The 15,739-nt window shown below is 35.2% G+C and carries 17 protein-coding genes and 2 other annotated features; of the genes, 12 read left to right on the top strand and 5 right to left on the bottom strand.

Annotation, left to right across the window (positions count from 1 at the left end; genetic code table 11):
• The first annotated feature begins 28 nt into the window (after nucleotides 1-28).
• From dnaI to PSR14_RS24575, 8 genes are all read left to right on the top strand, one after another.
• The gene (dnaI, locus tag PSR14_RS24610) at nucleotides 29-967 is read left to right on the top strand and encodes a primosomal protein DnaI (RefSeq protein WP_000400101.1); all 939 of its coding nucleotides are present in this window, start codon (nucleotides 29-31) and stop codon (nucleotides 965-967) included.
• Between the two features lie 279 nt (nucleotides 968-1,246).
• Entirely contained in the window at nucleotides 1,247-2,128 is an 882-nt protein-coding gene (ytxC, locus tag PSR14_RS24605; protein WP_000569618.1) for a putative sporulation protein YtxC, read from the top strand.
• Nucleotides 2,129-2,159: 31 nt separating this feature from the next.
• Nucleotides 2,160-2,388 (top strand) — a binding site (T-box leader).
• 47 nt (nucleotides 2,389-2,435) lie between these two features.
• Nucleotides 2,436-4,373, top strand: a complete 1,938-nt coding sequence (thrS, locus tag PSR14_RS24600) for a threonine--tRNA ligase (protein WP_000786083.1) — start codon at nucleotides 2,436-2,438, stop codon at nucleotides 4,371-4,373.
• Nucleotides 4,374-4,583: 210 nt separating this feature from the next.
• Nucleotides 4,584-4,704: a sequence feature (ribosomal protein L20 leader region), on the top strand.
• 62 nt (nucleotides 4,705-4,766) lie between these two features.
• Complete coding sequence (gene infC / locus PSR14_RS24595) at nucleotides 4,767-5,270, top strand: translation initiation factor IF-3 (protein ID WP_000973214.1); 504 nt, start codon at nucleotides 4,767-4,769, stop codon at nucleotides 5,268-5,270.
• Nucleotides 5,271-5,291: 21 nt separating this feature from the next.
• Nucleotides 5,292-5,492, top strand: coding sequence for a 50S ribosomal protein L35 (gene rpmI / locus PSR14_RS24590; protein WP_001125945.1), 201 nt, complete (start codon nucleotides 5,292-5,294; stop codon nucleotides 5,490-5,492).
• Between the two features lie 37 nt (nucleotides 5,493-5,529).
• Nucleotides 5,530-5,886 carry a 50S ribosomal protein L20 gene (gene rplT, locus PSR14_RS24585; RefSeq protein WP_001138362.1) on the top strand — a complete coding sequence of 119 codons (357 nt, stop codon included), beginning with the start codon at nucleotides 5,530-5,532 and terminating at the stop codon, nucleotides 5,884-5,886.
• Nucleotides 5,887-6,358: 472 nt separating this feature from the next.
• Complete coding sequence (locus PSR14_RS24580; RefSeq protein WP_000365050.1) at nucleotides 6,359-6,850, top strand: dUTP diphosphatase; 492 nt, start codon at nucleotides 6,359-6,361, stop codon at nucleotides 6,848-6,850.
• 69 nt (nucleotides 6,851-6,919) lie between these two features.
• The gene (locus tag PSR14_RS24575) at nucleotides 6,920-8,005 is read left to right on the top strand and encodes a M42 family metallopeptidase (RefSeq protein ID WP_000163568.1); all 1,086 of its coding nucleotides are present in this window, start codon (nucleotides 6,920-6,922) and stop codon (nucleotides 8,003-8,005) included.
• A gap of 40 nt (nucleotides 8,006-8,045) precedes the next feature.
• On the opposite strand, the gene PSR14_RS24570 is transcribed toward PSR14_RS24575, so the two are convergent.
• Entirely contained in the window at nucleotides 8,046-8,663 is a 618-nt protein-coding gene (locus PSR14_RS24570; protein WP_000023670.1) for a TetR/AcrR family transcriptional regulator, read from the bottom strand.
• Between the two features lie 296 nt (nucleotides 8,664-8,959).
• Between PSR14_RS24570 and PSR14_RS24565 the strand changes: the two genes are divergently transcribed.
• Together PSR14_RS24565 and PSR14_RS24560 are read left to right on the top strand one after the other, a co-directional pair.
• Nucleotides 8,960-9,613, top strand: a complete 654-nt coding sequence (locus PSR14_RS24565; RefSeq protein ID WP_098487449.1) for an HlyD family secretion protein — start codon at nucleotides 8,960-8,962, stop codon at nucleotides 9,611-9,613.
• 12 nt (nucleotides 9,614-9,625) lie between these two features.
• Nucleotides 9,626-11,425, top strand: a complete 1,800-nt coding sequence (locus PSR14_RS24560; RefSeq protein WP_098487448.1) for a DHA2 family efflux MFS transporter permease subunit — start codon at nucleotides 9,626-9,628, stop codon at nucleotides 11,423-11,425.
• Nucleotides 11,426-11,447: 22 nt separating this feature from the next.
• Here the strand turns inward: PSR14_RS24560 and PSR14_RS24555 are convergent, their stop codons facing one another.
• Together PSR14_RS24555 and PSR14_RS24550 are read right to left on the bottom strand one after the other, a co-directional pair.
• A complete protein-coding gene (locus PSR14_RS24555; protein ID WP_000467061.1) occupies nucleotides 11,448-11,804 on the bottom strand; it encodes a hypothetical protein in 357 nt (118 codons plus the stop codon).
• 37 nt (nucleotides 11,805-11,841) lie between these two features.
• Nucleotides 11,842-12,213 (bottom strand): hypothetical protein, encoded by a 372-nt coding sequence (locus tag PSR14_RS24550; protein WP_000950045.1) that lies wholly within the window; start codon nucleotides 12,211-12,213, stop codon nucleotides 11,842-11,844.
• A 145-nt stretch (nucleotides 12,214-12,358) separates the two neighbouring features.
• On the opposite strand from PSR14_RS24550, the gene PSR14_RS24545 reads away from it, so the two are divergent.
• Both PSR14_RS24545 and PSR14_RS24540 read left to right on the top strand, forming a co-directional pair.
• Entirely contained in the window at nucleotides 12,359-12,901 is a 543-nt protein-coding gene (locus tag PSR14_RS24545) for a sigma-70 family RNA polymerase sigma factor (RefSeq protein WP_000704585.1), read from the top strand.
• A 21-nt stretch (nucleotides 12,902-12,922) separates the two neighbouring features.
• Nucleotides 12,923-13,948 carry a DUF4179 domain-containing protein gene (locus PSR14_RS24540; protein ID WP_000654751.1) on the top strand — a complete coding sequence of 342 codons (1,026 nt, stop codon included), beginning with the start codon at nucleotides 12,923-12,925 and terminating at the stop codon, nucleotides 13,946-13,948.
• A gap of 27 nt (nucleotides 13,949-13,975) precedes the next feature.
• On the opposite strand, the gene PSR14_RS24535 is transcribed toward PSR14_RS24540, so the two are convergent.
• Complete coding sequence (locus tag PSR14_RS24535) at nucleotides 13,976-14,650, bottom strand: CPBP family intramembrane glutamic endopeptidase (protein ID WP_000059260.1); 675 nt, start codon at nucleotides 14,648-14,650, stop codon at nucleotides 13,976-13,978.
• A 266-nt stretch (nucleotides 14,651-14,916) separates the two neighbouring features.
• Nucleotides 14,917-15,630: a CPBP family intramembrane glutamic endopeptidase gene (locus tag PSR14_RS24530; RefSeq protein WP_001182128.1), complete on the bottom strand. Its 714-nt coding sequence runs from the start codon at nucleotides 15,628-15,630 to the stop codon at nucleotides 14,917-14,919.
• Between the last annotated feature and the right edge of the window lie 109 nt (nucleotides 15,631-15,739).

Here is a 15,739-nt window from a genome sequence, read left to right as displayed (position 1 = left end):
GAGAATGAACGCTCTTTGAGGTGAGAAAATGGAGCATATTCAAAATTCATTTGCAAAGTTAATGGAAAATGAAAATTTTAAAAATAGATATGAAGTATTAAAGGCGGAAGTAATGGCACATCCGCGTGTGAAAGAATTTATAGACGAACATAAAGGGGAAGTAACAACGTCTATGATTGAACGCAGTCTTGTGAAATTATACGAATATATTGGACAAAGTGTAGGTTGCGCGGATTGTCCGGATCTAGGTTCGTGTAAAAACATGCTGCAAGGATATGAGCCAAAGCTCGTTATCCAAGGGAAGATGATTGATATTCAATATGATCGTTGCGTTAGAAAAGTAGCATATGACGAGAGGAAGAAATATGAAAAGCTCGTTCAAAGTGTATATATGCCAACTGATATTTTACAAGCAACGATGGAAAACTTAGACCCTTCAGATTTAGATGCGCGTATTGATGCAATTGGTGCAGCTAATGAATTTTTAAGTACATATGAACCTGGTAAAAAAGTACAAGGTTTATATTTGTACGGTAAATTTGGTGTAGGGAAAACGTATTTATTAGGAGCAATTGCGAATGAGCTTGCTCGAAAGAAAATAAGTTCAATGCTCGTATATTTCCCTGAATTTTTACGTGAAATTAAAAGTTCAATTCAAGATAATTCGATTGGGGAAAAGATTGATGCGGTGAAACGCGTACAAGTTTTAATGTTAGATGATATTGGAGCAGAAGCGATGTCAAGCTTTGTGCGTGATGATGTACTCGGTGCAATTTTGCAATTCCGTATGTTAGAAAACTTACCGACGTTCTTTACGTCTAACTTTGATTTTAAACAACTAGAACATCATTTAACATATACGCAGCGTGGTGAAGCGGAAGAAATGAAAGCAGCTCGTATTATGGAGCGAATTAAATATTTGGCGAAACCAATACCGATTGGCGGGAAAAACCGTCGTCATAAGTAAAGAGCAAGCTGAGAAGCTTGCTCTTCTTTTGTAGTTAAACGCTTTTTAAAGTAGCCGAATGATAAAATGAAAAGTTCTTATTGAAAATTCCTAGTAGCTTGTATCATTTTTTTCTCCCTCCCTTAATATATATAAAATTAGCAAGCCATATCGAGTGGATTTTCTAACGATAAGAAATGTAATTCTACTAAGAGTGAACTTTCACGCGGGACGGACTCTTATAGGATTTGTAACGTATAGATACAGTCCTTTAGAGCAGGGATAAAAGGGGGGACAAAAGTGATTGAAATTTGCTTCGAAGAAAAAAATGATGCTATGCACGTATATAGACAACTATTGAAAAGAGCGGAACTGTTATATAAGGAAACGAGTGTGTATTTACAGGAACAAAAAGTGGTGATTCACATACCAGTATGTGAATCAAATTATATTGAAAAGATTTTATTGCCAGTAATGGTATATTTCATTGTGAATGTGAAACAAAATGAGTGGATATATACAATCTTAAAAGAGAAGTTTTTTTATGAAGAAGAGGAAGAGTGCCATCAAATATTGCATATGGCACAAGAGATTTTAAAAGGAAGAAGAAAAGGAATTGCTCGTGAATTAACACGTCACACATTTGAATCATATATTAAATCCTCTTTAAATAACTGGCTTTGTGATCCGCTTTCATTCTCGTTTTCATCATATGTTCGTTTTCGTCTTCGTACATATAGGGAAATGGTAGCTAAGCTTGCTGAAGTGGCAATTGATGAGTATAAGTTAGAACAAGAATATCAAATGTTTATTGAGACGCTCCGGCAACAAGTCCGTAGCCGGAAATCACGTTTGTCATGTGTACATCTTATTTTTGATGAAAGTTTTATTTTCTATGATGATAAAGGTAGACGTTTAAAACAAGAGAAATTGGTTCAATATATAGATGAAGACTTATTAAAACAAAAGGATGTATATATTGATACGAAAGTAATTGCACCACTTCTTTCTATTTCGCCGAAAAAAATTTATTTGTATACGAAAGAACAAGACCATAATATGATTATTACTTTGCGAAATGTATTTCAAGAACGGGTACAATTACATGGATTACATGAGTTTGAGCGCAATGTGAAAAATTTAAAAAATAAAGGTAACGCCCTTGATTTTCTAAGTTTTTGAGCATATAATTACCTACATAAATGAAATATATTGAAATGTCATGATGAGGACATGAGTAGTTTTCTACGATTTTCAGAGAGGGAAGCCTTAGGGTGTGAGCTTCCTAGTACGGGATTATTACTTACCACCTCTAAACTTTAGCAGTGAACGGTTTTTCTAGTAATTGCTAACGGACAACACCGTTATGTTGAACTTGAGCAATTAACAATTATGTTAATTGGAACAAGGGTGGAACCACGAATTCAACACTCGTCCCTTTTTACGGGATGAGTGTTTTTTATTTTGAGAAAAAGAGGAGTGACCAGTGATGGCAGATGTAGTTAAAATTACTTTCCCTGATGGAGCTGTGAAGGAGTTTCCAAAAGGCGTAACAACTGAAGAAATCGCAGCTTCTATTAGCCCAGGCTTAAAGAAAAAAGCTGTGGCTGGAAAATTAAATGATGAGATGATTGATCTTGTTACACCAATCGAAGAAGATGGTGCAGTTTCTATCATTACATTAGATTCTGAAGATGGCTTATATATTTTACGCCACTCAACAGCTCACCTTTTAGCGCAAGCGTTAAAACGTTTATATAAAGATGTTAAGGTTGAGCTTGGCATTGGTCCAGTAATTGAAAATGGCTTCTACTACGATATTGATATGGAAGAAGCAATTACAGTTGAAGACTTCAAGAAAATCGAAAAAGAAATGCAAAAAATTGTGAACGAGAACTTAGAAATCGTTCGTCATGAAGTACCACGTGCAGAAGCAATTCGTCGTTTTGAAGAAATCGGCGATGAGTTAAAATTAGATTTAATTAACGATCTTCCAGAAGATGCAGTTATTTCAATCTATGAGCAAGGCGAATTCTTCGACCTTTGCCGTGGTGTCCACCTTCCATCTACAGGGAAAATTAAAGTATTTAAATTATTAAGCGTTGCGGGTGCTTACTGGCGCGGCGATAGCAATAATAAAATGTTACAACGTATTTACGGTACTGCATTCGTTAAGAAAGCAGAATTAGATGAGCATTTACGTATGCTTGAAGAAGCGAAAGAGCGCGATCACCGTAAATTAGGTAAAGAATTAAAACTATTTACTAATAGCCAAAAAGTAGGACAAGGTTTACCACTTTGGTTACCAAAGGGTGCAACAATCCGCCGCATTATCGAGCGTTACATCGTTGATAAAGAAGCAAGCTTAGGCTATGATCACGTATACACTCCAGTACTAGGAAGCAGAGAGCTTTATGAAACTTCGGGTCACTGGAACCACTACCGTGATGGTATGTTCCCATCAATGGAAATGGATAATGAAGAGTTAGTTCTTCGTCCGATGAACTGCCCTCACCACATGATGGTTTATAAAAACGATATTCACAGCTACCGTGAATTACCAATCCGTATTGCGGAACTTGGAACAATGCACCGCTACGAAATGTCAGGTGCGTTATCTGGATTACAACGTGTACGCGGAATGACTTTAAACGATGCTCACATTTTCGTACGCCCAGATCAAATTAAAGAAGAATTAAAACGTGTTGTAAACTTAACTCTAGAAGTGTACAAAGATTTCGGTTTAGAGAACTACTCATTCCGTCTATCTTATCGCGACCCAGCAGATACTAAAAAGTACTATGCTGATGATGAGATGTGGGAAAAAGCACAAGGTATGTTAAAAGAAGCTATGGATGAAATGGGTCTTGATTACTATGAAGCTGAAGGTGAAGCGGCATTCTACGGTCCAAAACTTGACGTTCAAGTTCGTACTGCTCTTGGAAAAGACGAAACACTTTCAACTGTACAATTAGACTTCTTACTTCCAGAACGCTTTGAACTATCTTACGTTGGTGAAGACGGTAAACAACACCGTCCAGTTGTAATTCACCGTGGTGTTGTATCTACTATGGAACGTTTCGTAGCCTTCTTAATTGAAGAATACAAAGGTGCATTCCCAACTTGGTTAGCTCCAGTTCAAGTACAAGTAATTCCAGTTTCTCCGCAAGTACATTTAGACTATGCGAAGAAAGTACAAGACGAATTACGCCGTGCTGGTATCCGTGTTGAATTAGATACTCGTGAAGAGAAAATTGGTTACAAAATCCGTGAAGCACAAATGCAAAAAATTCCGTACATGCTTGTAGTAGGTGACAATGAAGTAACTGAAAACGGCGTAAACGTACGTAAATACGGTGAACAAAAATCAGAAACAATCGCATTAGATGCTTTTGTTGATATGATTAAAGTAGAAGGAAAACGATAAGAAAAAGCCGCGGTATACCGCGGCTTTTCTATGTAATATGAGTAAGGGAAATTAGAAAAAAAAACCATGTAACACTTATCGTAAAAAAGTATTGCAAGTATGTTAGTTGTTTGTTACAATATTTCTTGTTGTTAGTAAAACACATTGCGTCGTCTTGACAGACGTCATGTCCTATGATAAACTCATCAAGGATAATAGAATATTGTTTTGTGGAACAAGTAGAAGCACCCGCTTCTCACCTGATGGACGCATTCGCAGTTTACAGGTAAATGTATTTCTTACTTAAGATTTTACAAGTGTGGGTGTCGTATGCCCGCACTTTTTTTGTCGGGTTCTATGACTACAAACTATGTTCTGAGAAAACCTTGGAGGTGGCTTACTATTAGCAAGGATATGATGATTAACGAGCAAATTCGTGCACGCGAAGTACGTTTAGTTGGTGCAAATGGCGATCAACTTGGAATCAAGTCTCGTAATGACGCTTTAGACTTAGCTGCAAATCTTAATCTTGATTTAGTATTAGTTGCTCCAAATGCGAAACCGCCAGTATGCCGCATTATGGACTACGGTAAATTCCGCTTTGAGCAACAGAAAAAAGAAAAAGAACAGCGCAAAAATCAAAAAGTAATTAGCATGAAAGAAGTTCGTTTAAGTCCAACAATTGATGAACACGACTTTAACACAAAACTTCGTAATGCTATCAAGTTTTTAGAGAAAGGCGACAAGGTTAAAGCGTCAATTCGCTTTAAAGGACGTGCCATTACTCATAAAGAAATCGGTCAACGTGTTTTAGATCGCTTCTCAGAAGCTTGTGCTGAAGTTAGTACAATCGAATCTAAGCCTAAAATGGAAGGACGCAGTATGTTCTTAGTTTTAGCACCGAAAAACGATAAGTAATAGATAGAGGAGGAAATACCTATGCCTAAACAAAAAACTCATCGCGGCGCTGCAAAGCGTTTCAAAAAGACTGGATCAGGTAAACTGAAACGTTCTCACGCTTACACAAGCCATTTATTCGCTAACAAATCTACAAAAGCTAAACGTAAACTACGTAAAGCTGGTGTAGTAAGCGCTGGTGACTTCAAACGCATTCGTCAAATGCTTGACAACTTAAAATAAGTTCGGCTGATATATAGAACAATTAGGAGGTAATATTATGCCAAGAGTAAAAGGTGGTACAGTTACTCGTCAACGTCGTAAAAAAGTAATTAAATTAGCAAAAGGTTACTACGGTTCAAAAAATACATTATTCAAGGTTGCTAACCAACAGGTTATGAAATCTCTAATGTATGCATTCCGTGACCGCCGTCAAAAGAAACGTGACTTCCGTAAATTATGGATTACACGTATCAACGCAGCAGCTCGTATGAATGGTCTTTCTTACAGCCGCTTAATGCACGGTCTTAAAAATGCTGGCATCGAAGTTAACCGCAAGATGCTTGCTGACTTAGCTGTTCATGACGAAAAAGCTTTCGCTGAATTAGCAACAGTTGCAAAAAACAACATTAACTAATTAATTAGTTGAAACCTTAGAAGATTTTTCTTCTAAGGTTTTTTTATTTGTATGCAAAGAGAAGTGTGTCGTTATCGATATGACAAAATCAATATAAAAGTTATAGCAATATAGAAGAATATGCATATGAAGTCAGGAGAATCCTCCTGGCTTCTTTTAATTATCATCCTCTGGAAAGAAGAGTATCTTTCCTACCTGAAACGACACTGCTATAATGGAAAGATGATATGGAACTTTCATCAGATAAAATAATATTTTTAATAGTGGGCAATTCCTGGATAATTATTAACTATCACCAATCGGAGTGAACAATCTAATCGTGATGATTGAAACGTATTTGTAAATTAAGGACAAGCTATTTTGTGTAAAGAGGTAAATGGCTGACTTATTAATAAGAAACGAAAAATAATAATGAACTTTGAGATGAAACAACATTGTTGCGTAAAATGCGATGTTGGAGGAGGACAATAGAGTGGACTTACTACAACTATTTAAATTACAAAAAGAATTAGATGACCGTATTGCGAAAGAACATGACTTACAACCGAAAAAATTGTTAAAAGAGAAAATGTTAGCTCTTCTTGTAGAAATTGGAGAACTTGCAAATGAAACACGTTGTTTTAAATATTGGAGCAACAAACCAGCATCAGAACGTGAAGTCATACTAGAAGAATACGTAGATGGCTTACATTTTATTTTATCAATCGGAATTGATTTAGGTATTGATAAAAACTTCTTATTCTATAAGTGTGCACAGACGAATAAAACACAAGTAGAAATTTTCTTAGACACGTATGCGAAGGTGATTCGTTTTACAGATCAACCATCTATTACGAACTATATTGAATTATTTACAAGCTACCTTCGACTTGGACAAGCACTTGAGTTTGAACAAGAAGAGATTGAAAAGGCATATTTAGATAAAAACGAAGTAAATCATCAGCGTCAAACACAAGGATACTAAGTTAATTTTTGAATATTTCAATTTCCTTTTGTATAATGAAGTGACTGAAGAAAAAGGAGGGTGTTGGCAATGACAAAATTAGACGAGACATTGACAATGCTAAAAGAATTAACAGATGCACGTGGTATTGCGGGTAACGAGCGTGAACCACGCGAAGTAATGAAGAAATATATTGAGCCGTTTGCGGACGAACTTTCTACTGATAATTTAGGAAGTTTAGTTGCGAAAAAAGTAGGGGAAGAAAACGGCCCGAAAATTATGGTTGCAGGTCATTTAGATGAAGTTGGCTTTATGATTACGCAAATTGATGACAAAGGTTTCCTTCGTTTCCAAACAGTTGGTGGCTGGTGGTCACAAGTTATGCTTGCACAGCGCGTAACAATTGTAACGCGTAAAGGAGATGTAACAGGTGTTATCGGTTCAAAACCACCGCATATCTTACCTCCAGAAGCGCGTAAAAAGCCAGTTGAAATTAAAGACATGTTCATCGATATTGGTGCTTCTAGCCAAGAAGAAGCAATGGAGTGGGGCGTACGACCAGGAGATCAAGTTGTACCTTACTTTGAATTCCAAGTGATGAAGAACGAAAAAATGTTACTTGCAAAAGCATGGGATAACCGAATTGGTTGTGCAATTGCAATTGACGTATTAAAACAATTAAAAGATGAAAAGCATCCAAACGTTGTATATGGCGTAGGGACTGTACAAGAAGAAGTCGGTCTTCGTGGTGCAAAAACATCTGCAAACTATATTAAACCAGATATCGCGTTCGCGGTAGATGTTGGTATTGCTGGTGACACACCGGGTGTAACGTCAAAAGAAGCGCAAAGTAAAATGGGTGATGGACCACAGATCATTTTATATGATGCTTCTGTTATTGGCCATACAGGTTTACGTGACTTTGTAGTTGATGTTGCTGATGAATTACAAATTCCATACCAATATGATTCAGTAGCGGGCGGTGGAACGGATGCAGGTGCAATTCATATTGCTGTAAATGGTATTCCGTCTATGGCAATTACGATTGCAACCCGTTACATTCATTCTCATGCGGCAATGTTACACCGTGATGATTATGAAAATGCAGTGAAGTTAATTGTAGAAGTTATTAAACGTCTTGATAAAGAGGCTGTACATAACATTACATTTAATTAATAGAAAAAGCGAAGGAGCCTCTCCTTCGCTTTTTTGTGTTTTAAAAAGGTCGTTCTAATCCTGCGGCAGTATGAGCCCCTAAAATGATTAAACGAGTTAATTGCATGGCCATAAAATGCGGGGTATATATCATCCCTTTTTTTAGCCATGACATAATCATGCCGAGATGGGCACCAGTAACATAACTAAGGAGAATGTCACGTGGAACCATTAGTTTTTCATCGTTAGGCTGTGCAATAGAGAGGCTTAATGTTAAATGTGTTTGAATGGCTTTCATCATTTTATACGTAAAGTTTCCGGCAGCTTTATCACCAAGCATGACGTTATAGAAGTTCGCATTTTCTGCGATATGTTCAAATAAAGACAAGAAATTTGGATGTGGTGAATCAAATGTAAGTTGAAAATCTTCTTTATTTCTATTTTTCGGTTTAATAACTTCTGTTAGCTTCTCTAACATTTCTTCAATGCTTTTGTCTAGTAAGTCATATTTATCGTGGTAATGGCTATAAAACGTAGCGCGATTTACAGGAGCACGTTCTGCAATATGTTGAACAGTTACATTTTCAAACCCTTTTTCGCCTACTAAAGCGACAAAAGCATCCTGTATGAGTTGTCTCGTCCGTTTTACACGTGGATCATTTGTATTTTTAATAGACATTTTTATTTCCCCTCGTTTAATTTTCTGTATTTAAACAACATATTGGTATTATATTGTTGTTTAAGCGACATTTCATACGTAAATTGTCGGTTGTAGATTTGAAATAATTATTTATAATTATAAACGATAGTCCTTCAGAAATCAGCACCGCTTGCAGGTAGATAAATTTCGATTTACACCGCAGATGGTGTGATTTTTTTGTTTAAAAGTTAATATAATTAACAATTAAACAATCTAAACAATAAGGACGTAAATAGTCTAGAAAAAATTATATGCGATATAAGGAGAGGAATGCAATGAATCAGTTTCGAAGAATGGTGATTATCAACATTATCACATTAATTGTACTAGTTGGTGGCGGTATTGGCGGTTATTACTATTACAATCAAGCGGAAAATTACTTAAAAACAGACAATGCAAAAATTGATGGAAAGGTAATTCCGATTGCATCACCAGTAGCAGGGAAATTAACTGACTGGAAAGCTGAAGTAGGTAAGAACTACAGCGAGAATGATAAATTAGGTGCTGTCACTGTAGCGGCAGCGAATGGAGAACAAACAGTAGATGTAACAATTCCACAAAATGCAACAGTTGTACAATCAAACGCAACAACAAATGCTTTCGTTGGAGCAGGTAGCCCAATCGCTTATGCATTTGATATGAACAATTTATGGGTAACAGCAAATATTGAAGAAACAGATGTTGATGATGTTCAAAAAGGTCAAGATGTAGATGTGTATGTAGATGCATACCCAGATACAACGTTAACAGGAAAAGTAGAACAAGTTGGCTTAACAACAGCGAACACATTCTCTATGTTACCATCAAGCAACGCAACAGCGAACTATACGAAAGTAACACAAGTAGTACCAGTTAAAATTTCTTTAGATCATAGCAAATCAGTAAATATTGTTCCTGGCATGAATGTGACAGTTCGTATTCATAAGTAAGGGGGAGATGAGATGTCCTCAATTGTAATTGCAGGATATGCACTATTTTGTATAATCGTCTTCTTCCTTGTAAATCGTCTTTTACGAAAGAAAAAAACGAAAATGGGAGAAGAACAAGTCCCAGCCGTAAGTAAAATAGAAGTAAGTAAAGTTGAAACAGAAGAGAAAGACATTGAACGAAAGCAAGAACCGGAAATTTCTAATGTAGTTGAGTTGGAAACAGGAAAGCAAGAAGAAGTAAAACAAGAAAAAGAAGTGCCGAAAAAACAAATGTCTATGCCTGTAGAGAATGTGAACGTAAAAGCAGTGGTAGCTGTATTAATTCTCGGCATGTTCGTTTCTATTTTAAACCAAACAATCATTAACGTTGCATTGCCTCCGTTAATGAATGAATTTAACGTATCAACTTCAACAGCACAATGGTTAATTACAGGCTTCATGCTTGTAAATGGTATTTTAGTACCGATTAGTGCCTTTTTAGTTTCACGATTTACGTATCGTAAATTATTCGTAGCAGCAATGTTATTCTTTACGGTAGGATCTATCATTTGTGCTACTTCAGGAAACTTTACAATGATGATGACGGGCCGCGTTATTCAAGCGGTTGGTGCGGGTATTTTAATGCCGGTTGGTATGAATATCTTCATGACATTATTCCCGCCTCATAAGCGCGGAGCTGCAATGGGATTACTAGGTGTAGCAATGATTTTAGCACCAGCTATCGGACCAACTGTAACAGGTTGGGTAATTGAAAATTACAGCTGGAACTTAATGTTCTATGCGATGTTTATTATCGGTTTAATTATTACGTTCCTATCTTTAAAATTCTTTACACTAGCGCAGCCAGTGTCTAAAACAAAATTAGATATATTTGGTGTTGTTAGTTCAAGTATTGGACTAGGAAGCTTATTGTACGGATTTAGTGAAGCTGGAAACAATAGTTGGACTAGTGCCGAAGTTGTTATTTCACTTATTATCGGTGTAATTGGTTTAGCGTTATTTATTTGGAGAGAGTTAACAACGGATAATAAAATGCTTGATTTACAAGTATTTAAATACCCGGTATTTACTTTTACTTTAGTAATTAACGCAATCGTTACGATGGCATTATTCGGAGGTATGTTATTACTTCCTGTATATCTGCAAAACATTCGTGGCTTTACGCCAATTGAATCTGGTTTACTACTTCTTCCAGGATCATTAATTATGGGGATCATGGGACCAGTAGCGGGTAAATTATTCGATAAATATGGCATTCGTCCATTAGCGATAATTGGATTGGCAATTACGACGTATGCGACATATGAATTTACAAAATTATCGATGGATACACCGTATAGCGTTATTATGACGGATTATATTATACGCTCAATTGGTATGTCATTCATTATGATGCCAATTATGACAGCTGGTATGAACGCGCTACCGATGAAATTAATTTCTCACGGTACAGCAACGCAAAATACGTCAAGACAAGTAGCGGGTTCAATCGGAACAGCGATTTTAATTACACTTATGACGCAACAAACAACTGCTCACGTAGCAAATTATGGAAATATGTTAACAACGTCAAACCCAATTTTAGTTGATAAAGTACACGGCATGGGGCAAAGCTTAGCGGCCTTAGCCGGCTCAGCACAAGCAGGAGATGCGATGAGCACGCAACTATTATTCGGACAAATTTCAAAGTTATCTGCAATTAACGGTATTAACGATGCCTTCTTAATTGCAACGATACTTGCAGGGATTGCTTGGGTGTTATCGTTCTTCTTACCATCAGGCAATAAACCAAATAGAAAAGCAGGGAATTAATTTCCCTGCTTTTTTGTGCTTTTTATGCAGTTACATATAAAAGATGATAACCGGTTACGGAGCAAAGCCCTGCTATAAACAAAATCGTCCCCATAGAACGAATACTCGATATTTGTCTTCCGCTTATAATAGCTAATAGTCCAGCTAAAGAGAAGAAGCACCAATATAAAGTTCCCGAAATTGGAACCATCCCCTCTAAATCTATTCCAGAACCTATACAAATGATAGGAACAACGATAAGGAATATGCTAATGAAACCAGCTATAGTGGTAAGTGATTTCCGATGTTTCATGCCACCAATAATTAAAAAAATACCGACGATGAATTGGCATAACATCAAAGTAAGAGCTAAAATCATCCAAGTTAATATTCCGAACACTTCTGTACTACCTCCGATTTGTGAGTTTCAAAAAATATTATATATAGTATGAATCACCCACAGTCATGAGTAACCAGAAGATAACCCCTAATATACCAGCGATAAAAATAATGAATCCCATATTACGGATACTTTTAATTTTTGCTTGTAATCCACTTACTCCAGCTAATAATCCAGTTAAAGAAAACAGTATCCAATATAAAGTAGTTGAAATAGGAAGGATTGTATTGCCCTCCATTCCCATGCCCCAAAAAACAAAAGGTAGTGTGACAAAGGAAAAGCTAAGTAGCCCCATTAAACCGACAAATAATTTACGGTGTTTCACGCTAGTAACAATTAAAAAAATACCACCAAAAAATCCGCATAAAACAAGAAGTGGCATATAAATAACCCAAAGTAAGCTCAACATATGTAATCTCCTTCTGTGTAATCAGTTATATTTTACTACATGAGGTTTATTTTGGATATTATTAATAAATATGTATAAATTGATAGAAATGAGTAATAACGATACGAATTAATAGATGTAGAGCATGAGAGAGAGGAGGAGACATATGAAAATTACAGAAGAAAATGTGGTGAATCAGCTAAGGAAAAGGAACGAAAAAGCATTAGATTTTATTATTGACCAGTACAGCGGACTAATAAAAAGTATTATTCAGAAGCATTTAGCTTCGTTTGAAGATGTGCAAGAGGAATGTATGGATGATGTGTTATTGGCAATTTGGAATCATATTGAAAAGTATGATGAAGAGAAAAATACGCTAAAAAATTGGATTGCAGCTATTACAAAATATAAATCTATCGATTATGCGAGAAAATATACGAAGACAGTAAATGAAAAGGGAATAGATCAAATAGATGAAATAGCGGTACATACCGATACTACTAAAAAAGAGATTAGTAATGATATGGAACATATATTAAATCATTTAAAGAAGAACGATAAAGAAATTTTTATGAAGCATTACGTGGAAGAGGATAGTGTAGAAGATATTGCGGAGAAAATGGGGGTGAAAACTTCTTTTATATACAATCGTCTATCAAGAGGTCGAAAGAAGTTAAGGGCATTATTTTTACATAACCGGATGAAATAAATAAGAAAAGAGGTGAAGGAAATGAAAGATCCATATGAAATGTTAAATGATATAAAAATGGATGAGAATGAATATGAAGAGATTAACTTAACGCACATAGAGAAAAAGAAAATAAAAAAGCGAATTCACAAAAAAATAAACAAGAACAAAGCCCATACGAAACGGAATATAGCTATTGTAACAACGGCCGCGGCATTATTTATTATGATGATGACTGTAGATATGAGAAGGATGATTGCAGATATACCGTTAATCGGAAGTAAAATGGAAGACTACGTGAACAGTAGAGGAGAACCTTTAAAAGAATATAAAACGACAATAGGACAAACAGTTTATGATAATGGTGTAGAAGTACGATTAGACGAAGTGATGATAGATGAGGGACAGATTATTGTTAATAGTACGTTTAAGTCTAGTCAGGTCAATTTAGAGGACTCTTATCCTAGCCCTGATATTTATATAAATGGAAAACTGTTAAATGGCAGCGGTAGTGGCGGAGACAAAAAAATAAATGAATATACATATACATTTTTCTCAAATGTAGATTTAAAAGACGATGAAATGAATCCTCTAGAAATTCGTGGAGAATGTGATATACAAGTTGTGTATAGGGATATCTCTTTAAAAGAGGGGAATTCAATATGGAAAGGAGAATGGGGTTTTTCCTTTAAAGCATCTGGAGACAAATTAAAAGCTGAAACGAAAACAATTCCAATTCATAAGCATTTTAAATTAGAAAATGGTCAAAAAATAGAATTGGAAAATTTAAAAGTGTCTCCTATATCTACAAAGTTGAACTATAAGATGTTGAATGGAACAAAGGTAGATGTAACATTTATCGGGAAGGATCAAGATGGTAAAGAGTTAATACCACATTCAGGTCTTACCTTATCGAAAAATAGTTATTGGCGTTTTGAAAAACTAGAAAATAGTGTAACGAAAATTATACTGACGCCCGTCCTAACTTCTGGTGAAGAGGGAGAAAAGAAAACGAATTATCGAAAAGTGTTAACGGAAGAAGAGTTTGAAGTTGTTATAAAAGAGTAAAGAGAGGTATCGTGATGATACCTCTCTCTATCCTAAAAAGGCTAACATATTATTTATAATATGAAGTAATATAGCTGGAATAATGGATTTTGTTTTTTTACATAAAATTGCCATAAATAGACCCATGATGAACATACTAAACATCACACCAGTTGAGTATATATGACCTATTCCGAAGAGGAAACTAGACCCAAGTGCTGCAATCCAAAAGGGGAAGCGCTGTTGTAGGAAGTGAAGAATAATACCGCGGAATATAAGTTCTTCAAAAATAGGTACAAGTATAGCACCGCCTATTAGCAATAACAGTTTGTATTGTTTTAACATTTCTAGATCTAAAGCGGATGACTGTTCTTTTACCGCATCAGGAAAAATATTATTAATTATAAATATATCATTAACGATATGTAGTCCATAAAAAAGGATTATATAGATGTATGTGCTTACTTTTTTTAATGCTGTAAAGTTTAGTGTTGGGACAATTAAATTTCTTAACGGTTTATATGCATAAATTAAAATTAATAAAATGCACAATACAAATAAATGCCTTCCAAAAGTAGTAAGTGATTTTGCTAAAGCAATTTGTTTTGGATCGGTTAAACCGTCTGTATAAATAACGGTAGGAAGACCTATAAAGAGGTCAGCTAGAAATCCTGTTCCCCAAATCGCGAAAACGAGCGAAAATAGAAATTGCGAGAGTGACATAGGATGCTTTTGTGGGTAAGTTAGTTGCGTGGCTTGTATAATAGTGAATCACCTATCCTTTTATATTAAATAATTATATATAAAGATTATAGGATATTTATACAAAAAAGTCATCATTGTAGTAAAAAAGATATGTTAAAGCTACTATTTACAGACATTAATAATTTTATATAGATGTTCTGTACAAATGGTTTGTCTAAAAGTGTTAACAGAAGAGTTTATAATTGTGATAAAAGAGTAAAGAGAGGTATTGTGATACCTCTCTCTTAATGTAAAAAAGCGATTATGTTGGTTAAAATGTGTAATAGGATAGCTGGAATAATAGATTTAGTTTGTTTGTACAATAAACAAGCGAAAATTCCAGTAACAAATGCACTAAACATAACTCCCACAGAGTAGGCATGAGCAATACCGAAAATTAAACTTGAGAGGATTACAGCTATCCAAAAGGTAAACTTCTCTTCGAAAAAACGAAGAAGAATCCCTCTGCATACAAGCTCTTCAAAAATAGGGGCAAAAATCCCACTAGCTAGAAGTAAGAGAAGTGGATAGTGCTCTAGTGTTGAAAGTTGTAATGCATCAGACTGTTCTTGTACGGATGAAGGGAATAATTTATCTAGTACAAACATATCTACAAACAAGGTGATTACATAATAAATGAGAACATAGATGTACATCCGAAAAGATTTTAAAACTCGAAAATCGAATATAGGTAATACTAGTTCTTTCAGTGGTTTATATTTCTTAATAAATGCGATTAGTAAAAGTAAGGCAACTAATTCATAACTTACATTTTTTATAGAATCAAGCAAAAATTTATTTGTATTTGGGTTAATGTATCCGTATAACTCAATAGGTAAAAATGTAAGAATTATATTTATTAATGAGAGACATGGAAAGAGAATGAATAAAACTCCAAGAAATTGTAACCATGACATAGAGTATTTCTGTTCATTAGAAAGTTGTGTAGCGGGTTGCATTTGTAAAACCCCCCCTTTATATTTATATATTTAATTATAAACTGTCTTGTTATCGGGGGTAACATTTAAATATTACATATAAAGGTGTATTTTCCATAAAATAATAAAA

Source organism: Bacillus sp. A01H (genome assembly GCF_045277205.1).
GTDB lineage: Bacteria > Bacillota > Bacilli > Bacillales > Bacillaceae_G > Bacillus_A > Bacillus_A paranthracis.
The sequence above is the reverse complement of the archived record's forward strand: the minus strand, read 5'-3'. Positions and strand labels throughout refer to the sequence as shown.

Bases quoted from the DNA above. Each gene is read 5' to 3' on its own strand.
- PSR14_RS24565 (WP_098487449.1), top strand. From the start codon at position 8,960: ATGAATCAGTTTCGAAGAATGGTGATTATCAACATTATCACATTAATT.
- dnaI (WP_000400101.1), top strand. From the start codon at position 29: ATGGAGCATATTCAAAATTCATTTGCAAAGTTAATGGAAAATGAAAAT.
- PSR14_RS24570 (WP_000023670.1), bottom strand. From the start codon at position 8,663: ATGTCTATTAAAAATACAAATGATCCACGTGTAAAACGGACGAGACAA.
- infC (WP_000973214.1), top strand. From the start codon at position 4,767: ATGATGATTAACGAGCAAATTCGTGCACGCGAAGTACGTTTAGTTGGT.
- PSR14_RS24540 (WP_000654751.1), top strand. From the start codon at position 12,923: ATGAAAGATCCATATGAAATGTTAAATGATATAAAAATGGATGAGAAT.
- PSR14_RS24530 (WP_001182128.1), bottom strand. From the start codon at position 15,630: ATGCAACCCGCTACACAACTTTCTAATGAACAGAAATACTCTATGTCA.
- PSR14_RS24535 (WP_000059260.1), bottom strand. From the start codon at position 14,650: ATGTCACTCTCGCAATTTCTATTTTCGCTCGTTTTCGCGATTTGGGGA.
- PSR14_RS24545 (WP_000704585.1), top strand. From the start codon at position 12,359: ATGAAAATTACAGAAGAAAATGTGGTGAATCAGCTAAGGAAAAGGAAC.
- thrS (WP_000786083.1), top strand. From the start codon at position 2,436: ATGGCAGATGTAGTTAAAATTACTTTCCCTGATGGAGCTGTGAAGGAG.
- rplT (WP_001138362.1), top strand. From the start codon at position 5,530: ATGCCAAGAGTAAAAGGTGGTACAGTTACTCGTCAACGTCGTAAAAAA.
- PSR14_RS24560 (WP_098487448.1), top strand. From the start codon at position 9,626: ATGTCCTCAATTGTAATTGCAGGATATGCACTATTTTGTATAATCGTC.
- rpmI (WP_001125945.1), top strand. From the start codon at position 5,292: ATGCCTAAACAAAAAACTCATCGCGGCGCTGCAAAGCGTTTCAAAAAG.
- PSR14_RS24550 (WP_000950045.1), bottom strand. From the start codon at position 12,213: ATGTTGAGCTTACTTTGGGTTATTTATATGCCACTTCTTGTTTTATGC.
- PSR14_RS24575 (WP_000163568.1), top strand. From the start codon at position 6,920: ATGACAAAATTAGACGAGACATTGACAATGCTAAAAGAATTAACAGAT.